This window comes from Thermococcus aggregans (genome assembly GCF_024022995.1).
Taxonomy (GTDB): Archaea; Methanobacteriota_B; Thermococci; order Thermococcales; family Thermococcaceae; genus Thermococcus_A; species Thermococcus_A aggregans.
Genome location: NZ_CP099582.1, coordinates 1,033,880 through 1,053,245, shown reverse-complemented (window position 1 = coordinate 1,053,245; position 19,366 = coordinate 1,033,880). Strand labels below are relative to the sequence as shown.

The 19,366-nt window shown below is 40.1% G+C and carries 15 protein-coding genes and 2 pseudogenes; 9 read left to right on the top strand and 8 right to left on the bottom strand.

All coding sequences use genetic code 11. The features are described from left to right. Positions 1-99 precede the first annotated feature (99 nt). The gene (gene purC, locus NF865_RS05920; RefSeq protein WP_253305582.1) at positions 100-789 is read left to right on the top strand and encodes a phosphoribosylaminoimidazolesuccinocarboxamide synthase; all 690 of its coding nucleotides are present in this window, start codon (positions 100-102) and stop codon (positions 787-789) included. 57 nt (positions 790-846) lie between these two features. Here the strand turns inward: purC and purM are convergent, their stop codons facing one another. Continuing rightward, positions 847-1,851 carry a phosphoribosylformylglycinamidine cyclo-ligase gene (purM, locus tag NF865_RS05915; protein WP_253305581.1) on the bottom strand — a complete coding sequence of 335 codons (1,005 nt, stop codon included), beginning with the start codon at positions 1,849-1,851 and terminating at the stop codon, positions 847-849. Between the two features lie 369 nt (positions 1,852-2,220). Between purM and NF865_RS05910 the strand changes: the two genes are divergently transcribed. Next, entirely contained in the window at positions 2,221-3,108 is an 888-nt protein-coding gene (locus tag NF865_RS05910; RefSeq protein WP_366513770.1) for an AAA family ATPase, read from the top strand. Positions 3,109-3,560: 452 nt separating this feature from the next. Here NF865_RS05910 and NF865_RS05905 read toward each other — a convergent pair whose 3' ends face one another. The 3 genes from NF865_RS05905 to NF865_RS05895 are packed head-to-tail and all read right to left on the bottom strand — an operon-like array spanning position 3,561 to position 5,683. After that, positions 3,561-4,580: an ABC transporter ATP-binding protein gene (locus tag NF865_RS05905; protein WP_253303861.1), complete on the bottom strand. Its 1,020-nt coding sequence runs from the start codon at positions 4,578-4,580 to the stop codon at positions 3,561-3,563. Next, positions 4,581-4,856, bottom strand: coding sequence for a helix-turn-helix transcriptional regulator (locus NF865_RS05900; RefSeq protein WP_253303860.1), 276 nt, complete (start codon positions 4,854-4,856; stop codon positions 4,581-4,583). A gap of 11 nt (positions 4,857-4,867) precedes the next feature. Next, positions 4,868-5,683 (bottom strand): ABC transporter permease, encoded by an 816-nt coding sequence (locus NF865_RS05895; RefSeq protein WP_253303859.1) that lies wholly within the window; start codon positions 5,681-5,683, stop codon positions 4,868-4,870. 179 nt (positions 5,684-5,862) lie between these two features. Here NF865_RS05895 and NF865_RS05890 point away from each other — a divergent pair, with 179 nt between their 5' ends. The 7 genes and pseudogenes from NF865_RS05890 to NF865_RS05860 form a co-directional block, all read left to right on the top strand. After that, complete coding sequence (locus NF865_RS05890) at positions 5,863-6,045, top strand: hypothetical protein (protein ID WP_253303858.1); 183 nt, start codon at positions 5,863-5,865, stop codon at positions 6,043-6,045. Positions 6,046-6,097: 52 nt separating this feature from the next. Then, a complete protein-coding gene (locus NF865_RS05885; protein WP_253303857.1) occupies positions 6,098-7,513 on the top strand; it encodes a radical SAM/SPASM domain-containing protein in 1,416 nt (471 codons plus the stop codon). Then, a complete protein-coding gene (locus NF865_RS05880; protein WP_253303856.1) occupies positions 7,510-9,171 on the top strand; it encodes an S-layer protein in 1,662 nt (553 codons plus the stop codon). The genes NF865_RS05885 and NF865_RS05880 overlap by 4 nt, the downstream gene beginning before the upstream one ends. Before the next feature lie 3 nt (positions 9,172-9,174). Beyond that, the gene (locus NF865_RS05875) at positions 9,175-10,476 is read left to right on the top strand and encodes a radical SAM/SPASM domain-containing protein (protein WP_253303855.1); all 1,302 of its coding nucleotides are present in this window, start codon (positions 9,175-9,177) and stop codon (positions 10,474-10,476) included. Next, positions 10,469-11,764: a radical SAM/SPASM domain-containing protein gene (locus tag NF865_RS05870; protein WP_253303854.1), complete on the top strand. Its 1,296-nt coding sequence runs from the start codon at positions 10,469-10,471 to the stop codon at positions 11,762-11,764. The genes NF865_RS05875 and NF865_RS05870 overlap by 8 nt, the downstream gene beginning before the upstream one ends. A gap of 72 nt (positions 11,765-11,836) precedes the next feature. After that, positions 11,837-12,193 carry an SPASM domain-containing protein gene (locus tag NF865_RS05865; RefSeq protein ID WP_253303853.1) on the top strand — a complete coding sequence of 119 codons (357 nt, stop codon included), beginning with the start codon at positions 11,837-11,839 and terminating at the stop codon, positions 12,191-12,193. Positions 12,194-12,238: 45 nt separating this feature from the next. Continuing rightward, positions 12,239-13,642 (top strand): annotated as a pseudogene (locus NF865_RS05860) (M1 family aminopeptidase); the annotation flags it as partial. A gap of 137 nt (positions 13,643-13,779) precedes the next feature. Here the strand turns inward: NF865_RS05860 and NF865_RS05855 are convergent. From NF865_RS05855 to NF865_RS05840, 4 genes and pseudogenes are all read right to left on the bottom strand, one after another. After that, a pseudogene (locus tag NF865_RS05855) lies at positions 13,780-13,923 on the bottom strand (ABC transporter ATP-binding protein); the annotation flags it as partial. Positions 13,924-13,933: 10 nt separating this feature from the next. Beyond that, positions 13,934-15,352, bottom strand: a complete 1,419-nt coding sequence (locus tag NF865_RS05850) for an ABC transporter permease (RefSeq protein WP_253303852.1) — start codon at positions 15,350-15,352, stop codon at positions 13,934-13,936. Positions 15,353-15,363: 11 nt separating this feature from the next. Beyond that, entirely contained in the window at positions 15,364-16,413 is a 1,050-nt protein-coding gene (locus tag NF865_RS05845; RefSeq protein WP_253303851.1) for an ABC transporter permease, read from the bottom strand. A gap of 260 nt (positions 16,414-16,673) precedes the next feature. Continuing rightward, positions 16,674-19,118 (bottom strand): ABC transporter substrate-binding protein, encoded by a 2,445-nt coding sequence (locus NF865_RS05840; protein WP_253303850.1) that lies wholly within the window; start codon positions 19,116-19,118, stop codon positions 16,674-16,676. Positions 19,119-19,366 lie beyond the last annotated feature (248 nt).

The window sequence follows — 19,366 nt, the reverse complement described above, 5'->3', positions numbered from 1 at the left end:
TTGTCGGTTACATTTTAAAAACTTTGCCCATTTATTGACATAAAAATGATAAAATAAACTTAAAAAGTTTCATAATTTTACATAAATATGGTGAACATTATGGAGGTCTACGAAGGAAAAGCAAAGAAAATGATTCCGCTTGATGAGGGAAAGCTGATAATGGAATTTAAAGACGATGCCACAGCTTTTAACGGAGAAAAGAAAGCACGGTTCAAAGGTAAAGGTTGGCTCAATGCCCAAATAAGTGCTCATCTTTTTAAGCTGTTGGAAGAAAATGGTATAAAAACCCACTTTATTGGAGTGGCCGGCGATAACAGGCTTATAGTGGAAAGACTCCAGATGTATCCAGTGGAAGTTGTCGTTAGGAACATCGTGGCGGGAAGCCTAAAGAAGAGGATCCCAGCGGAAGAAGGCACCGAGCTTGAGGAGCCTATAGTGGAGCTTTACTACAAAAACGACGCCTTAGGCGACCCAATGATAAATTACTATCACGCAAAAGTTCTCGGAATTAGTGAGGAGGAAATTAGAGAGATGGAGAAAATAGCGCTTAAAGTCAACGAAATTCTAAAAGAATACTTCAAAGAAAAAGGAATTTTGCTCGTTGATTTCAAGCTCGAATTCGGAAAGAACGCTAATGGTGAGATAGTCTTGGGGGACGAGATAAGCCCAGATACATGCAGATTTTGGGATGCTGAAACAAAGAAAAGCTTGGATAAAGACGTCTTCCGCTTTGATAAAGGAGACCTTATAGATGCATACGAGGAGCTCTATAAGCGCCTCACTAGCTGAACCTTTTCACGCTTTCTTCATGGTTCAAATTTTTAAAATGAAAAACGGATGCAAAAATTAAAACTTAACACCATAATTCCTCACCACTATACCAGACTCTTCCGTTACAATGCCCAGCTCAAAGCTCTCAAAGTGCCTGTTTAAAATGTCCAACGCATCTTCTTTCTCTTCCTTAGGAACTATTACTACAAACCCCACCCCCATGTTGAAAACCCTAAACATTTCTTCCAAGGGAACGCCGTTTTCGTGGATTAGCTTGAAAATCCCGCTTATTGGAGGCATTTCTAGGGAAAATCCATAGCTTGTGAGCCGCTTTAGATTGAGCAAGCCTCCACCGGTGATGTGAGCTAAACCATGAACTTCCACTTTTTTGAGGAGCTCAAGAATCGGCTTAACGTAAATCCTCGTTGGTTCAAGCAAGTGCTCCCAGAGCTTTTTGCCCTCAAACTCGTATTCAAGCCCATATTTGGGGATTAAAAGCTTTCTTGCAAGGGTCAAACCGTTGGAGTGAATCCCCGAGCTCGATATCCCTATTACTGCATCTCCGGGCTTTATCTCCTTTCCAGTCACCACTTTATCTTTCTCAACAACCCCAATGGCCGTTCCAGCAAGGTCGAATCCGTTTACAAGCTCTGGTAAAACTGCAGTTTCGCCACCCACTATGGCTATTCCCGATTGCTTTGCACCCTCGTAGATGCCCTTCGCTATTTCCCTAAAAACCTCTTCATTTGGCTCTTTAACTGCTAGGTAATCAACCAGAGCCACGGGTTCAGCGCCTACGCATATCAAATCGTTTACATTCATCGCTATCATGTCTATTCCAATGGTGTCGTATTTTCCAACCGCCTCTGCAACCAAGGTTTTGGTTCCAACTCCATCCGTCGTCATTGCAAGGTAAAAGCTCCCAAAGTCCATAAGCGCAGCGTAATGACCAATATCTTCTTTTGGTTCGCCAATTTTTTCCCTTCTAAACTCAAAAGTGGCCTTTGCAAGGGAAATGATACTTTTCAAGGCTTTTTGAGTCTTTTCATCATCAACACCAGCTTGAGCATACGTCAGCATAGTTACCACCAAGATTTGATCTTGTGAAGAGTTTAAAAAATTTGCCATATTAATGTAGATTCAACATAATTGTTTTTGTAATTTTAGACATTTTAGTGTCTAAAAATAACTACAAGTATCGGGAGTGATACTTAGTATCGGAGGCGATACATATGCTATTTGACCCGCAACCCAAAACACGAAGGAGGAAATTTTTGACCGAGAAAAAGAGGCAACGGACGTGATTGAATCAATTGAAAACATTGAAAACTATCCCATAACCTTAATCCTCGAAATTAGACGAGTTGGCAAGTCTTTTGTTTAAAAGTAGCACTTAATGAGAGCAACACAGCTGGAGTTTATATCGATGCTAGGAAACTGTACACAAACGTGGGAGGGTGGATCACAAAAGATGAACTCAAGCGAGAGCTTGGAAATGCACTGTTGAATCTGAAGCCAAAGATCTTAAAACCATTGCTCTCACACCTTAACGTATCAAAATTCTCAATAAAAGGGTTTGAAGTTTCGCTTAGAGAATTGAATCTGGTGGAAATCCTTGAAAAGCTCAATAAGTTTGGAGAAGAGAAAGGTAAAACTATTGTGCTTGCTTTCGATGAGGCTCAATATCTAAGATTCTATGGTACAAAAGGAGGTAAAGAATTCCTAGCTTTGGTAGCATACGCCTATGATAATCTGCCTAGAATACACTTTGTTTTTACTGGTTCAGAGATTGGCCTTTTACACGACTTTTTGGGATTTGAAAATCATGAAGCCCTCCTTTTCGGAAGAATACATAACGAAATCACTATAAGCCCATTTACAAGAGAAAAGTCCCTTGAGTTTCTTAAGAGAGGATTCAACGAGGTCAACTTAAAAGTAAGAGAATGGGAACTAGAGAGAGCAGTTGAGGTCTTGGATGGAATTCCAGGGTGGTTGGTTGAATATGGATTCCACTATCTCCACACAAAAGATTCTAAGAAGGCACTGGAGCTCACTATGAGAAAGGCACAACAAACAATGTTAGAAGAAATCAAAGAGCTAAAAAAGAGGAGCAGGAGATACACATTTATTTTAAAAGCTGTAGCTTTAGGATTCAATCGGTGGGAGAAAATAAAAGGATATCTTGAGGCTCACGAAGGCAGGATAACAAATGCACGGTTTTCCTCTTTGCTTAAAAATCTTGAAAGAATGAGTTGGATAAAAAGTGAATTTAAAGATGGAAAAAAGCTATACTCAATAACCGACCCTGTGATAGAACGGGTGTTGAGAGAGCTCTAATAGGCATTGAATAGCAATGCCTAATATTATTTGATCCAAAGATAAGGAGGGTAGATTTTTGATTCTTGGATATACATTGGATCCTGAAGTTAAATCTTCTTTGGCAAGTATTATGCGATCTCTATCATGTATGTTTTCCTTTTCTTTTTCTGTTTATTATCTCCCTTTTCTCGAGTCTACGGAGAACTCGACAAATTCTAACATGACCAAAGATTTCCCTGAGTTCCTTCTGGATGATTTCCTTGTTTTTAAGAATAAAGTTTAAAATTTCTTCTTTCTATTTTTCTCTCTCTTTGTTTAATATTTTTCTTCTAAATCAACGCCCTTTTTGATTTGTTGTTGGTTAAGTTTAGCATTTCTGAATAATTTGTGGTGATTGTCATTGGCTCTGAGCTTATTGTTAGCTTGAATGCTCACAACCAACAACTAACAGGAAAAGAACGATCAATGCCTTAATTACTTTTAACTCTTTTAACATTTTCATCACCTAAAAGCTTCTTGAACACGTCTTCGAGGGTTATTGTTTCGTTTTGAAGGTCAACTACTTCATAATTTGTCAGGATTGCAAGGATATCTTTTAGGCGATCTTGTTTAGTGTAAATTTCCAAATAAGTGAAACCGTTTTGAGAATAAACTTTAATCTTCTCTGCTATTCCGTTAAAGTCACTAGTTTCAACTTTACCCCTGAGTTTGACCAACAGCTTCCTCTCCATTTTTAAGGCCTGGAACTTTTCGATTAATTCTCTCGGCTTACCCTCGGCAATTTTCTTCTTGTTGAAAATTAGAACTCTATCGCACAACGCTTCCGCCTCATTTAAATTGTGAGTAGTGAGTATTATCGTTGTCCCGAACTCTTTGGAGAGCTCTAAAATGGCACTCCAGACTTCTCTTTTTGTAAAAACATCCAAGTAAACTGTTGGCTCATCTAAAATTAAAACTTCAGGTTGAATTATTAAGGGAAGTGCAAGATAGACTTTTTGCCTCATACCTGCAGAAAGCTTTTGGTACCATTCGTTTCTCTTCTCCTTAAGATTTAAAAGCTCCAGAGCGTAGTTGATTCTCTTTTCAGCTTCAGCTTTAGGAATCCCCCAGAGTTCTGCAATAAACTTTAAGTTCTTTTCCACGCTCACACGCCATTGAAAAAGGCCAAACAAGTCCCTCTCCCCACCAAAAATCGTGAATATTCTGCCCTTGATTTTATCATGCTCCCTCACTGAATCATGGCCATTGATGTAAAGATTTCCCCGAGTTGGGATTACTAAGGCATTGGCAATTTTGCAGAAGGTTGTCTTCCCAGCACCGTTAGGACCGAGAAGACCAAAAATCTCGCCCTCCCTAACCTTGAAATTCAAATCAATCAAGGCAGGAATTTTCTCTCTAGGTTTTCCAAGAAAATCTCTCAAACTCTTCAGGTCAAAGAGCGATTTTATTGGTGGGGGATAGAACTTAGTCAGGTTAACTGACTCGATCATTTAAATCACCCGGATGACATAAGTTCTTCCTTTCTTCCTTCGTTCTATCAAACCTTTCTTTTCCAGCTCTTGAATAATCCTGCAGGCTTTGACTTTTCCAAACCTCTTGCTGAGCTCCTTTTGAGTAACACTCCCATTCTGGAGTATAAGCTCCAAGACATCCTTTTCTAATCCGCTTAATTTCATCTTGTACGCATACCCAAGATCAACTTCTACTCTCAGGAACAGTATCAGTTTTCCGTTCTCACAAGTTGCTTTTAAGATGTGGGCTCTCATCTCATCACACCTCACATATGGCCTAAAGTTCCCAACTGTCTCGCCTTGTTGAAGCCCCACCTAAAAGTAAAGTACCCTAAGAGTAACATCACCCCGGTGATGACCAGCATGTTAACCAAGCTGGGCAGGATTTGTCCTAAAGAATATCCCCCACCCATTGTAAGCCTGCCCATTTGGAGAATATACGTTTCCGGATGGATTTTTGATAACGGTTGAAGCCATTTTGGCAACGCTTCTGGGGGAAAGTATAAACCGCTTACAAGTTGGGCTGTAATGTTAAAGAACCAGTTTAATGGGTCTTGCGTTGCTTTAGTAGCAATTCTAAAGCCTGCTGAGAACAGGTCGAGGGCGAAAATTAGCAGGACGCCGCTTAAGATAACGATTGCAACGCCGAGGTTAAGGTGAATTGTTAATCCGAAGAAGAGGATGTAGATAACTGTTATTGCTAAGGTTAATCCCAAATTCCATAGAATTCGCCAGGCGTTAATCCCGATGAAGATTGCTGTTAATGATGCGGGTGAATTGTACAACACCGGAAATACCCTCCCCAAAACGAATGAAGAAATGCTCCCCCTTGGCAGAAAAACGAGATTGTGGATTATTGAGCCAATTAAAAGATAATCGAGGTAGTTTGGAGTGCCATACTGAGAAATGTTTGCATTAATTGTGATAAGCTTTGCAAAAATCCCAATGAAGAGGATGTTTAAGCCTAAACTTATGAATTGAAGGAGCAAGTCAAAGCGCCTTGAAAAGAATACTTCCTTCTGGATGAATATGAACGCCTTGATGACTCTAGCGTTTTTGGTTATTGCACTAATGCCCACCACTGCCCATCACTCACTATTAAAAGTCAGTGAAATTACTTATAAACATTGCTTTTTTTTCCTCATAGATGGTTTCACTTTATTTATAAATGCGTTATCAAGAGTTTATAAATCAGTTGCAGTAAAACTTATTTATTGTTTCAGCAAAAAATATAAATGCAAAAACTTGGGGGGTGTTGTAGATGAAGATTGAGATATTAAAAGTAGAAAATGGGAAAATCGTTGAGCCAGAAGACTGGGAGATGGAGATATGTATGACAGGTTGTGGTGGTGGCGGTGGATATGTCCCTCCAGGTTTTTCAGTGATCCCCAAGCCAGCTTGGGGATACCCAGGATGTGCTGGTGATTTGCAACCTGGTTGCTAAAAATAGTGATAAAGTAATGCATACTTTTATTTTTTAAGCTTTTGGGGGATGAATGATGGATCTTATAAACCCTTATTTGTTAAAATTTAAGAAAAATGATTCAGAGTATCTTATCATAAATTTACTGAACAGGATTGCATTTTATTGTGATAGAGAAGTATGTGACTTAATTTCAAATCTTGACATGACGACTTTAAATAGCGTATCTCCTGATTTATTAGATACTTTAAAAGAATTGAAAGTTATACTAAACAAAAATGAAATTAGGGAACTATTTCCTAAACTTAAGTTTGAAAAAATTGGTAAATTTGCCGATTTTTGTATTATCTTAAACTGGTCATGTAACTTCAAGTGTGACTACTGTATATTGAGACGAAACTGGTATTTTCTAAAGGATCGTATGACTAAGCGTAAATTGCAAAAAGCTCTTGAGTTTATTGATTCGTATTCTTCCAGTGATAACGTGAGAGTTGCATTAACTGGAGGAGAACCCCTTTTGTTGGAAAATTATGCTTTCGTGGAGCAGATATTTGAATATGGAAAGGATAGAAATTGGATAATCTCCATAGCAACGAACGGCTTTACATTGGACCACTATGTTAGACTACTTAAGAGATATGAGGATTCTATAGGTAGCATATATGTCACTTTGGCAGGTCCTCCTGATGTCCACAATAAGAGAAGAGTTCATAAGTCAGGTGCCCATACTTTTGATACTATTGTTAAAAACATAAAGATCCTTATTAGGGAAGGTTTACATGACAAGCTTATATTAACAACACAATTTGACGAAAAAAATATAGAACATATAGATTCGTTAGTTAAAATATTATCTGAATTAGAATTTCTAGGAAAAATTAAGATAGTGTTTCAGATTATAGTCAATGGAGGGAATATTTCTCATAACAATAAAAAGGAAAAAGAGCGTGTTGCCAAAAGACTAATACAGTATTTTATGAACAATATTGAGCTTCTACAATATATAGACATCGGGGATTACGAACTTGGTTTTGATATCGCTAGGGATGTCATTCTCCATGGTAAACTACCAAAATTACTAACAATTCGATGTGGAGGATTATCAGGAAGAAGTGCTATTCTTGATCCAAATGGAATGATATACCCCTGCTATATAATGGCAGAGAATAGAATGTTTCCGATTGGTAAATATTATCCAAAATTTGAGATATACTTAAATATTATCAAAGAACTCCAGAACAGGAATATATACAACTTAAAAGAAGAATGCCAAAAATGTCCCCTGCTATTAGTATGTGCTGGCGGATGTCCACTTAAGGATTTAACAAGAGAGGAATTAGATGAGATTAAAAACAGGAATGATTGTAGTTGTCTCAAAGATATAAAGAACTGCATAAATAAGGATCTCATGGAAAATGAGATAAGCCAATTATTCTTTAAGTTTAAGGAGTTTTTGAAACAGAAAACTTTAAAGGAGGGAAGCAAATGAAAAAAGTCGGAGTATTTCTTATCACACTAATATTTTTCTCTTCACTCCCATTGGAGGCAACTCAAGCCCGAGAACCCCAGGTGATAGTAGAGATCAATCCAGACTTAGAGCTTTTTTCGGTGGTTTATATTCTAGCGTTTAACGGGAGCGACCCGTTCATAATTGCCCCTCGCGATTACGTTCAGGACGTTCTAACTTACTTCGCTCCCTACAAAGAGCATGAGGCAGTTAAATACATTAGAGAAGTTCTGGACGAGTCCCTTCCGTATTATTCCCGAGACAGCGCGATGATGGATTTGGGTGGCAGACTGGCACTGCTTGATTACCTCCCCAACGAAACAAACCTTGGAGATTTAAAGCCCTTAGCAGAATTCGCTAGCGAGAGCAATTTTATGGAATTCTACAAGGCTCACAGAGAGGATTATCTCAAATACACCTCAAGCATAGTGCCATACCTGGAAAATGTTCCAGAACTACACAGGAAGTTTTTCGGGTTTACTTATCAAGAGTACCGTGTTGAGCTGTCTTATTCAGTTAGAATCCACCCACATGCAATATTCCGAGAAGAGAGAGCATACTGTATTGGATATGCTCTTCCGAGTAAATACAAGGCACAAATGTTCCAGCAGGTTGTCACAATATTTCACGAGTTTACACACCCACTCGTTGGTGACTTTCTTGGGGAAAATTTCGAGTTTTTCAAAAACAAAACCTATTACCTAGACGAAGTCAGAAGCCAGATGCCCGTGACCACTTCATACGATTACGGGCATTTTGGGTCATTCAGCAGGTATCTTAATGAAATCTTAACAGAAAGCCTCGCAGAGTACTTTGCTCTAAAAAGCGGTGTTCCAGAGGATTTTGTTAAATTCAGAAGCCTTCAACTGTCTACGGATTTGTATCTCATCCAAGATTTTCTCAGGGAGTATGAACACTTCGAGAAAACAAGGAAGGAGAATGAAACTCTGTTTGACTACGCCCCAATTATGGCTGAACACATGGAAAAATGGGCAACTCCGGAGAACATCAGCGAATACTTCAAAATGAGAACTCCAATCACAGGACTTTGGGCAGTGGACAGGATAAAATACATGGGAAAGGTCATCATTGTCTACGGCACTCAAAACCCAGATAAGAGCGGAACGGAATACGATAGAGAGACTGCAGAGGAGTACAAGAGAGGCCTTGAAAGATCTTTTATTTGGTTCTATGGGAGCAGTCCGGAAATAATAGTTAAAGCGGATGTAGATTTGACAGACGATGATTTGAAGGAAAACTTAATTCTCATTGGAGGCCCCGTGGCCAATAAAATCACCAGGGAACTTAATGATAGGCTCCCAATAACTTTCGTTCAGGATGAGAACGGTTTGAGTCTAAAACGGAATCCGAGCGCTGTTAAAGACTTTCACGCTTTCTTAATCACGAATGAAAGCCTCATAGAGCTTTCTTTGGACAGCACGATTCCCTGTGATGGATCCATGGGAGTACTGCAGACTATTAGGAACCCCTGGAATGAAAAGAACTTTATTATAGTGCTTGCAGGATTAACAAGATACGGAACAAGGAGCATTTCCAAGAACCAGGATTTTACGGCTAGTTACAAAATCTTTGGAAGAAATCACACGGAATTGGGGTTCTACACCCAAAACGGGTGGTGATATATGAATCTCTCCTTTTTTGTGAATATTACCAAACTGAATGACCACGAATATCTTCTTTTAAAACCTAACTCTCGACCTTTAATAGTTGACAAAGAAGTTGTTAGAACAATTAGGAATTTAAACAATGCTCCGAGGGAAGTAGTAGAGATCCTTACAAAAGAGGGATTTATTACAAACTTAAAGCCTGAAGAAGAAATTGCATTATTTTATAGTTTTTTAGAGCAAAATGAACCTCAAATAAGGGGTAAATATAGTATTGCAATAACGTACAATTGCAATTTTGCTTGTACCTACTGTTATGAAAGAGGTATAAACAAAGAGAGCACGATCAGTAGGGACATGATTGATAAGTTTTATGAAATCTCTACAAATGACAGAGATAAGATAAAAAATAACATTGGAATTACAGGTGGAGAACCTTTAATGTATGAAAATGCTGAAATTTTAGAATATTTTCTAAGAGAAGGAAAGAGAAGAGGATTCACTTTTGATGTCATAACCAATGGTTATGAGTTAACTGAATTCTTGGATATGCTGAAGAAGAACAATGTAAAAATTGTAAAAGTAACGTTGGATGGTCCGAAAGAAATTCACGACAAAAGGAGAATTCACAGGAAAGATAGGGAGACATATGATAAGATTTTAGATGGAATCAAAGAAGCTCAAGATAGGGGGATTAAGGTAACGATTTTCGTAAATGTTGATAGTCAAAATATCAATTACATCCCACAACTCGTTAATGAACTTAAAGAAAATGAGATAGACGCCCCAATTTTATTAAAGAGGGTTAATGAACGCTCTGGGGTTAGATATCCACTTGCTTTAAGTCCAAAAGAGTACTTTGAGAGAATGTTTAAAATAATAAAAGAGCACAGACTGAAAGATGTCTTGATTTATGAGTTTGATGTATTTTATGCGAATCTTCTCAATGCTCTCTCATTAGGAACCCCAATTCCCGCAAGACTAAGATACTGCGGAGGAGCTAGTCCCAGTGTTTTGATATTCGATCCTAGGGGCGATATTTACTCTTGTGATTATGTTCTGGGAGATAAAAGATTCAGCGTTGGCACTTATTATCCAGAGTTTAAATTAAACGTAAACTATTATCTTTGGAAGAATAGAACAGCAAGCAAGATAAAAGAATGCTTTAACTGCAAACTATCTCTTTTGTGCTCAGGAGGATGCCCCATGGAGGCATATAGAACTCATGGAACCTTGTATAAGCCCTATTGCGAAGAGACTAAGTATTTGTTTGAATACATAAAGCTTTGGCTCTCTTTAAGGAGGGATCAGAATGATTAGTCGTTTTGTTGTCAAAATAAATCTCAGCAATGGTGAGTATCTGTTGATAAACACCAAAAATGGGTCAATGATAAAAGTTGATAATGAGGCATTAGGTGAGCTTGAAAAGGAGAATCCCGAGTTAGACAGTAACATTTTGTCCATTTTAAAGAGGTCTGGCTTTATAATCGATAAACCCGATGATGAAGAACTCGAGAAATATTTTAAGTGGCTCTGGGATAATATTTACTCAAACAACTATCACATTATTGTCGTGACATACACATGCAACCTTAATTGTTCCTATTGTTATCAGAAAAACATAAAGAGAAAGAAAGATTTAACAACGGAGCAAGTGGATAAAATTTTTGAGGCCATCTTAAAGTTTGATAATGGAGAAGTTGACAATAGAAAAAGCAAAATTCGAAATATCCAGCTTTATGGTGGAGAGCCTCTTCAAAAGAGACTCTATGAGATAATTGAGTACATCCTTGAGATCGGCTCATCATATGGGTATAACTTCATAATTATGACAAATGCCATTGACTTGGACTCTTATCTGGAACTCCTGGACTCGTATAAGGATTCAATAGCTCTGATACAAACAACAATCGATGGGCCAAAAGAAGTTCATGATTCATACCGCTATAATGGGGCATTTGAAAAAACAATCTCAAACATTGAGAAAGTTATCGAAATGGGGTTTAAGGTTGATTTGAGAACTAACGTTAGTAAAGAAAATATCAAATATCTAGAAGAACTTGCAAGATTTTATATTGAGAAGGGCTGGACAAATAAAGAAAATGTTCGATTTTACTTGGCTCCGGTTAGGAATAAATTTGGACCCTGCTATTTCAACCCCAATTTATCCTTTGATGAAATCTTAAATTTATTTAGGAGTGAGTTGATAACCAAAGTTTTTGGAATGTTTAATGGGCTCTTTGTCAAGTTCTATGAAGGAATCTGGATTCCACAGTTTTATAATTGTCCTGCTCATTACAGGCAAATATTTTATGACCCCTACGGGGATCTGTACACTTGTATGAGTGCTTTGAGAATGAAAGAGCTTAGCATTGGTAAATATTATCCAACGTTTAAGCTGAATGACAGATTCCAGTTATATAGAAGAAGAAATATCTTTAATATAGAAAAGTGCAAAAACTGTGAACTTGCATTAATTTGTGGTGGTGGTTGTAGTTATAATGCATTTCTAAAAACGGGTGATTTGGCTAATTCGGATTGTTATAGCATGAAAATATTAGAAGAGAAGTTTTTCCGACTATTTGAATATCCAGAAGTTCTTAAATAAATATTATTTTAAGAAGACATGAGCATGAATCATGCAGCTAAGTTTGAATTAAAGGTATATCCATGCTGGGAGATGGTTGGAATTGAGGAGTACCAAATTGGAGAAATACAAGAAGACGGAAGTCTAAAAATATATCCTTTTTATTATGATGTAAAATCCAGGGATCCTACAGAATATGAAGAATGCAGAAAATGCAAGCTTTTGCCAGTTTGTATGGGAGGTTGCCCAATGGAATCAATTCGAAAAAATGGACACCCTAATGGCCCGGGATGTGATATAAATAAATACGTTTGGAAAGAGGGATTAAAGTTTTATTTAATGAGAAGATATCCCAACATATTCAGCAAGGAAAGTCTTATAAAAAATTTGGGCCGGATACCAGATAAAAATGAAGGGATGTGGGACTTCACACTTCCAACAAGAAGATAGAAACATTAAAATGAATGAAAACGACTGCACAGCAGGTGTTAGATCATGAAGTGGGAAGTCTCTGCTTTAGTTCTAATCTCTCTTCTTGTGCTTTCTTTAGGATATACTCTACGAGATAATAACTCAATTTCTTCATTACAAGAGAAACCAGAGCCCTACATTGTATACCCTGCAAAAGTAGAAGAAACCATATACGCGGGCTTCCCACCCGTTTCGACAAATTATTCTGTTGTTGCAAACATAACTGTAACTATCCTCAATCACCAACTAAAGGCAAACTGGGATTTCGTAATCACGAATAGAACAGGAAACAGCACTATACTCTACATAAAGTCTCCGAGTTTTGGTAAATTAAGTCTGACCCTTGGAGGAAAACAAATCAATACCTCAAAACTCTCCCGATATTCGTTACCTCTGCGTTACACTCAAGTAATACTTTTGAATGTAACGTATCCAAAGGATATTCCACTACATGGAACACTGGAGTATGAGACAATAGTGAATTCTTCCTTTCACCAATACATACTTGGTGATTTTGTAAAATTTTCCCCAATTTATTATCCTGAGAACTATCCTTCCATAATAGTTTTTTCAACTGAATGGCCTCTTCCAGTATCGCCTGCAGGAGTTCTTATTAACTCAAATTCTCTCCATAATCCAATTCCGGAGACATATAATCTCACTCTTATCCTTCCTTCAACATATACCGTACTCTCTGATTATTATTTGCCCAGAATAGAACACAAAGACAAAAAATTAGTGGTAACATTCAAAAACATTAAACCCAACCCCACCAACTATCGATTCATTTACATTTTCGACCAAAACTTTTTCCAAAAAACTAAAAGTACCATCAGAAACGCCATATTAGTATTTTATACCCCAGAGAAAAGTTACTTGGACTTCCAAGGACTTACAAATGCCACGACACAAATATTCTGGCAGTTTGTAAAATACTTAAGCACGTCTCCCTATCAAGAAGTCAATGTATTTTTTAACCCAGATGTTATCTTTGGAGAAGAGTTTGAATATTTCGGAAAAGGGATTGCAATCATCGGGCTTCACGGACGCTACGGATTCCTGGACAATAAGGACATTTCATCAACAACTGCCCATGAACTTGCCCATTTGTGGTTTGGTGGCTATGCTGACTTTGGGAGAATTAATGAAAGCCTAGCTACGTTTATGAATCTCTACATGAGAGTAAAGGGTAGCAGAAACCTTGATGGATTCGAGGGAAGTGCATTACAGTATATTAATTACTCGAAAACTCTTGCAGAGAGTTACAAGGAGGGGATTTTCAATCCCCAAGCTAGAGCGGGAATTGTATACTATAAAGGTGCTTTTGTCTTCCGCTCTCTTCAGTTTGTTCTTGGGGATGAGACTTTCTTTGAAGGACTAAGGGAATTGTTGAGAGAGTGTCATGGTAGAGAGTGTAACTTAACTGATATGCAGGATGTCTTCGAGAAAGTTAGTGGGCAGGACTTAGACTGGTTCTTCAAGGAATGGTTTTACACCCCAAAAGTGCCTGATTATGAAGTAAGAAACTTAAGTGTAACTCAGAGGGATGATAAATACTTCCTAACTTTTGAAATTGTTGACTCACCGGCAAGTCCTAGGACTTCTCCCTTTTTTAAATCGAAGCTTATGTCATCAACAGCCCTCACAACACCCCTATTGGTGAAGTAATACATCTTAAGATTGCGAACCTCAAGCACATTCCCAGCCATTCCATTCACCTCACAGTCTCCTTAATCTTGGGTTGAGTACTCTGTCGAGGGCAGTACCTATAAGCACGAACGTTAACCCAACAAGGGCTATTGCAAGTCCTGGTGGGATGACCCACCACCAGTATCCGTTTACTGCAGCACCTGCAACTTGGGCGTCGTGGAGTATTTGTCCCCATGTAACGGCAGTGGGGTCACCAAGACCTAGATAGCTCAACGAAGCTTCTGAAAGCACGGCACCTGGGACGCTAAGTGCCATCTGAGCAAACGCATACGGGAGAAGCTGGGGCACCATATGCTTGAAGATTATCCTACCAGTGCCAGCACCTAGAACCCTTGCCGCTTCAATGTATGTCTGCTCTTTGATCTGAAGTGCCATACTTCTTGCTACTCTCGCTATACCTACCCATCCAAAGATTGCAAGCAGCACGACTATCTGCCAGAGTTTTATATGTCCTCCAAAGTACGCGCCCATAAGGATAAGTATTGGTAAGCTGGGTATTGACGCCATGAACTCCTGAAATCTCATCATAAGCTCATCGCTCCATCCTCCGAGATAGGCACTTGTGACACCGTAGAATATTCCGACTAAAACACTGACAACTGCCACTGAGATACCTATGACGAGGGACACTCTTGAACCCCAGATAATTCCTGCGAGCAGGTCTCTTCCCTTGAAATCTGTTCCAAGCCAGCCGTAAGTTCTTCCTGTGAATATAACTTTAGCGTTATCAAATGAGACGGAGCTTCCTTCTGGGACTTTTATGAGGATCGTGAATTTGTACGTGCCTTTTAGAGGTTCTGGATTTTCTAGAATGTTTTCATTTAATTTTCCAAAAATTACTTTAGTAGCGTCCATAAGTGTCTTGTATTGGAATTCCTGAAGTGGATCAATGTATATGCCCTCGCTCTTAATCCATTTGAGAAGGTTGTCCCTAACTTGAGGATGAGTACCCAGCTGAAGGACGAGACTTCCTGAGAACTTGTAGTTCTCTATTAAAGTCACTTCTTTGTTATCTGGCCTCTTGACTATGACGGTTATTGAGGGTTTTCCTCCTGTGGTTTCACCACTCAAGTCTTTTATGACGATATCTTGGGGTGGAACATCGTATTCGTTAATGTACTCGACCTCTATAACATAGCCTGAGTCAGTTTTGGTAATGAGCTTCTGGAGGTTTTCCCCTTCGATTATCAAGTGGGGAGCCTTTGTTTGGCCTGAGAAAACATTGACCCACGTTGGAGGCACGTTTTTGGGGTTGTCTAGCCAGAAGCTCTGCCACCTCTCGGGAATGTCTGGTGATGTTATAATTGGAGCCGCAACTGCGATAAATATGAACAGGAATAGTAGCAGTAATCCTAACAAACCTGACTTTTGTCTTCTAAAGTCGCTCCAGAATTCTGAAAGAGATTCTTTGAAATCAACCCAGCGCATGGTTCTTCACCTCATATATTTTCAGATGCACCAACCTTAACTCTTGGATCGAGGAATCCATAGGCCAGATCTGCAATAATAACGCCTGCGAGGTATAAAAGCACGTTTACGAACGTTAGGCCCATGATAAGGTTAGTCTCGTTGGTCTCGATAGCAATCCAGTACACTCTTCCCATTCCAGGCCAAGTAAAGACGCTCTCTGTAATTATGGCACCTCCAAGGGATGCAAGGAGGCTCATGATAACCATAGTTACGACTGGAGGGGCAGCAGCTCTAAGAGCGTGCCCATATATCACTTTTCTTTCTGGCACACCTTTAGCTCTTGCAGCCATGATAAAGTCTTCTTGCATTGTACCAATCATAATGTTTCTAATGACCCATGCCCACGCTCCAAACGAGACTATAACTATTGTGGCTACTGGGAGAGTCATACGTTTGAGGATATCAACTATGTGCGCCCAACCAGTAAGGTTTGGGTCGGGGATTGCCCTAGAGGGGAACCATCCAAGTTTGAATGAGAATATAAGCAACATTATCATTCCAAACCACCACATGGGGATACTACTCATTACCAGCGCAATAACGGACAGTGCTCTATCAAAGAGGCTACCAACCATCTGGGCTGCTTTTACTCCAAGGAGGATACCCAGAGTTATAATTATTATTTGAGCGGTAGTAAAGAGCTGAATTGTACGGGGAATAGCCATTTTGAGAATTGCCACGACGTCTTTCTCAGAACCGAATACTGGGTTCTTAGTTTTCCCGAAGTTGAATGTCAATGTGTTCTTAAAGTAATACTGAACTCTCCACCAATAAGGCTTGTCCAGATGGTACTGCTCCTTATAGTGCGCAATTCTCTGTGCTCTCCATGCGTCGGGATCTTCAGGAATTTTACCTTGTTGTTGGAGACTCTGGAACTCGGCATTCACCTGTTGCACTATTGTGTTTTCTAAGTCTTTTTCAGCAACTTTAACGAAGAGGGCAGACATTACGAGTGTAACTATAGTCAGCACCACAAGGGCATTTAGTAGCCTAACGACCAAATATTTTCCGAATCCCATCAAATTCCCTCCTTCGCTTTTTTTGTACTGCTAAGTTTATTTTTGATCATCATCTTTTTCTTGTGTGTAAAACTTTATTTAAATACTTTATGCATGTGCCGAGCGTGATAAAAGCGAACAACTAATGTACATAACTGGACTTATAGACATCAGATTCGCAAAATAAAAACACGTGGAGTTAAATCATGTTTTTCAAGAAACTAAGGAACTCAAATTACCATAGAACAAAAAAGAAGCATAGAAGAAAAGAAAGAAAAGGATCACTTCCTCTTTCTTAGTAGGAGTGGAATTAGTGCTAGTCCTACGAGTGCTGCTGGTCCGCAGATTCCTCCTTCCTCAGTTGTTGTTTCAGTCTCGGTTGTTTGTGTGGTTGTGGTTGTTGTTTGTGTTGTCTGGGAAGTTGTTGTGGTTGTTGTTTGTGTGGTTGTGGTTGTTGTGGTTGTAGGCTCAACAGCGGGCTTGGCGCTTCTGAGTGACCAGGACGCGGCAAGGCCCGCAACAGGGTCAACGAGTTCGATCTTGACCCTCTTGTTCACGGCATAGAACTCCCAGTTCTCGTAGAGGAAGACCCTGAAGCTCTCGTAGATACCAATTGCAGCACCGAGCCTGTTGAAGTCCCAGTACTTGTCCTCACTGTCCATTTTAACGCCCTTGTTCTCGCCTGAGTAGATAACGATAGCAAAGTCATCAGCGGTCCAGTTAAGGAGTGGTTGGATCTTGTCTACGGTGGTGTAGTAATCGAGTCCGAGCTTGCTGAGGCCTGCGGCAATGTCACCATCACCGAGGTACTTGAGGACTTCCTCAAGTGTGGCCCTCTTGGTATTCTCTGGGGTCCACTTCCAGCCGACAAGACCTGGAGCGTACCAGATGCTTGAGTAGTACTGGATAATTCTGCTTATTGAGAACTTCACGTTGCTTGAGGAAACCCAACCCTCGGTGTAGAAGTTCCACTGGTATGAGCTTGGGTCGCTGGTGTAGACCATACCGCTTGCTGTTCTTCTGTCAACGATATTGGCCTCTGCTTCGAATCCGGCTTTTGGAAGGATCTCATTTGCTACGTACAGGGCGATATCTTTTCTTTCATCCTCGGTACGGCCAAGACCTATGATCTTTACTGGCTCGCCCTCGAAGTACCACTTGCCATCAATCTTTTCGAGTTTGTAGCCCATCTTGGCAAGTTCTTGGGCAGCCTCTTGCATTCCCTCCTCGATCAGCTTGAGTGCGAATGCCTCGTCTGGTTGTTCTGAAAGATCATAGGCTTCAACAACTGGTTGGACGTATTCGTAACCGGTCTCACTGGAAACCCATGGGGTGTACATTGCACCTGCACTACCTTGGAAGATGTTCTGAGCGATGTGAGCCCTGCTTATCAAGTACTGCAATCCGAACCTAACCTTCCTAACTGCAAATGGGTTGAAGTACTTCTTGTCACCAACGGTAATCACGTATGGGTTGTCTGGGTCGTGAACTGGGTTGAAGACAAGGTCACCAAAGGCAGAAGTACTCTTGTAGAGGTCGATTGCATTCTTTTGCTCCTGGCTAAGGCCTGTGAATTTATATGCTGGGAACGGATACCAGAGGATGTCGTAAGTTCCCTTAGCGACCTCAAGGATAGCAGTATCTGGGTTTTGGAGACCATAAACTTCGATGGTCTCAAAGTACGGCTCGACCTTGTACTTGTCCTCTGCAAATGCTGGGATAGTCCACTTGTCAAACTTCTTGAGTCTTACATAGAGGTTCTCTGGTTGGTACTCCTCCACATAATATGGGCCTTGACCGATAACTGCGTGGCCGTACTTGTCAATGAAGCTCGCTATGGAGTCGTAGGTAGCCTTGGCGGCGTTTTCATCATCTATGTATGGCTTGAGGAACTCCGGAATTGGCTTGGTGTTCTTGAGCTCAAGAAGCTTCTCCTTTATGGCCTGAGCATGGTTTGGGTTGATCTGGTCAAGCTGCTCGATCTCCTCGGTGGACTCACTCCAAGAGTATTTCTCGTTGTGTGCGACGAGCTCGCTCATTGCATACCAGAGCTGCCATGGTGTTCCAGTGAATGGAACAACATAGGCGGCGGTCATTATCTCGCTTGCTGGGAAGAAGTAGTTGTGATAGATTTCAAAGACCATTCTATCATCGGTCTGTTCAACAAATTTTATACCGAGGATTGTGTTCATGAAATCGCCGGCCCAGTCGGCCTCGCTGGGATCGTAGTATGGGTCATCGTCCCCATCTTGGTTAATCCACTCCCATTCCCATGCAAAGCTGTACATGACGTCGGCAGCGCTGAGCTTGTGTCCGTCGTGGAAGTAGGGCCTGTCACACTCAATCTTAGCGTAGGTAGCTGCAGTCTCACCGGCGTGGGCAGCAACCCATGTGTCGGTTGTTGAGTTGAAGATCACTGCATCGTTCGGGACGGTTACATCCTTCTTGTATTCGACCACGCGGCAGTGGTAGGGGACGGGGACACCCTCAACGCCGTAGGGGAATCCATAGTCAAAAACTAGGTCTGAAATTCTTCTTGAATAGGTATCACTGTAACCGCTGGAGCTCGGGTTCCAGACGCCCATGAAAAGGGCACCAGTTGAGGAGTATATGACGGTCTTCAGGACTTTATCGTCCTCTGCTGCAGCAACGGGTTTAGCTACTGGCACTGCTATTAAACTAAACAACACCAAAATTGCAACAAACATTCCCCATGTTTTCTTCATTTATTTCGGCCTCCTTCATTTTTTCTTCAATATTGCATGCCTTAGTGTATAATGGCATAAGAATATACATCAAAAGAACTATTTAAGAGTTACGTTTCTGTAAAACCCAGCCTTGAGATAGAAGGAAATAATTTGGCCCTATCTCCAGTAGAGTCTTTAACCGACACTTTGGCGTTGTTGTGATATAGACTAAACTTTTCTACAGATACTACGATAGTTTACCCTATGGTTTTAGTTAAGCGTCTAGA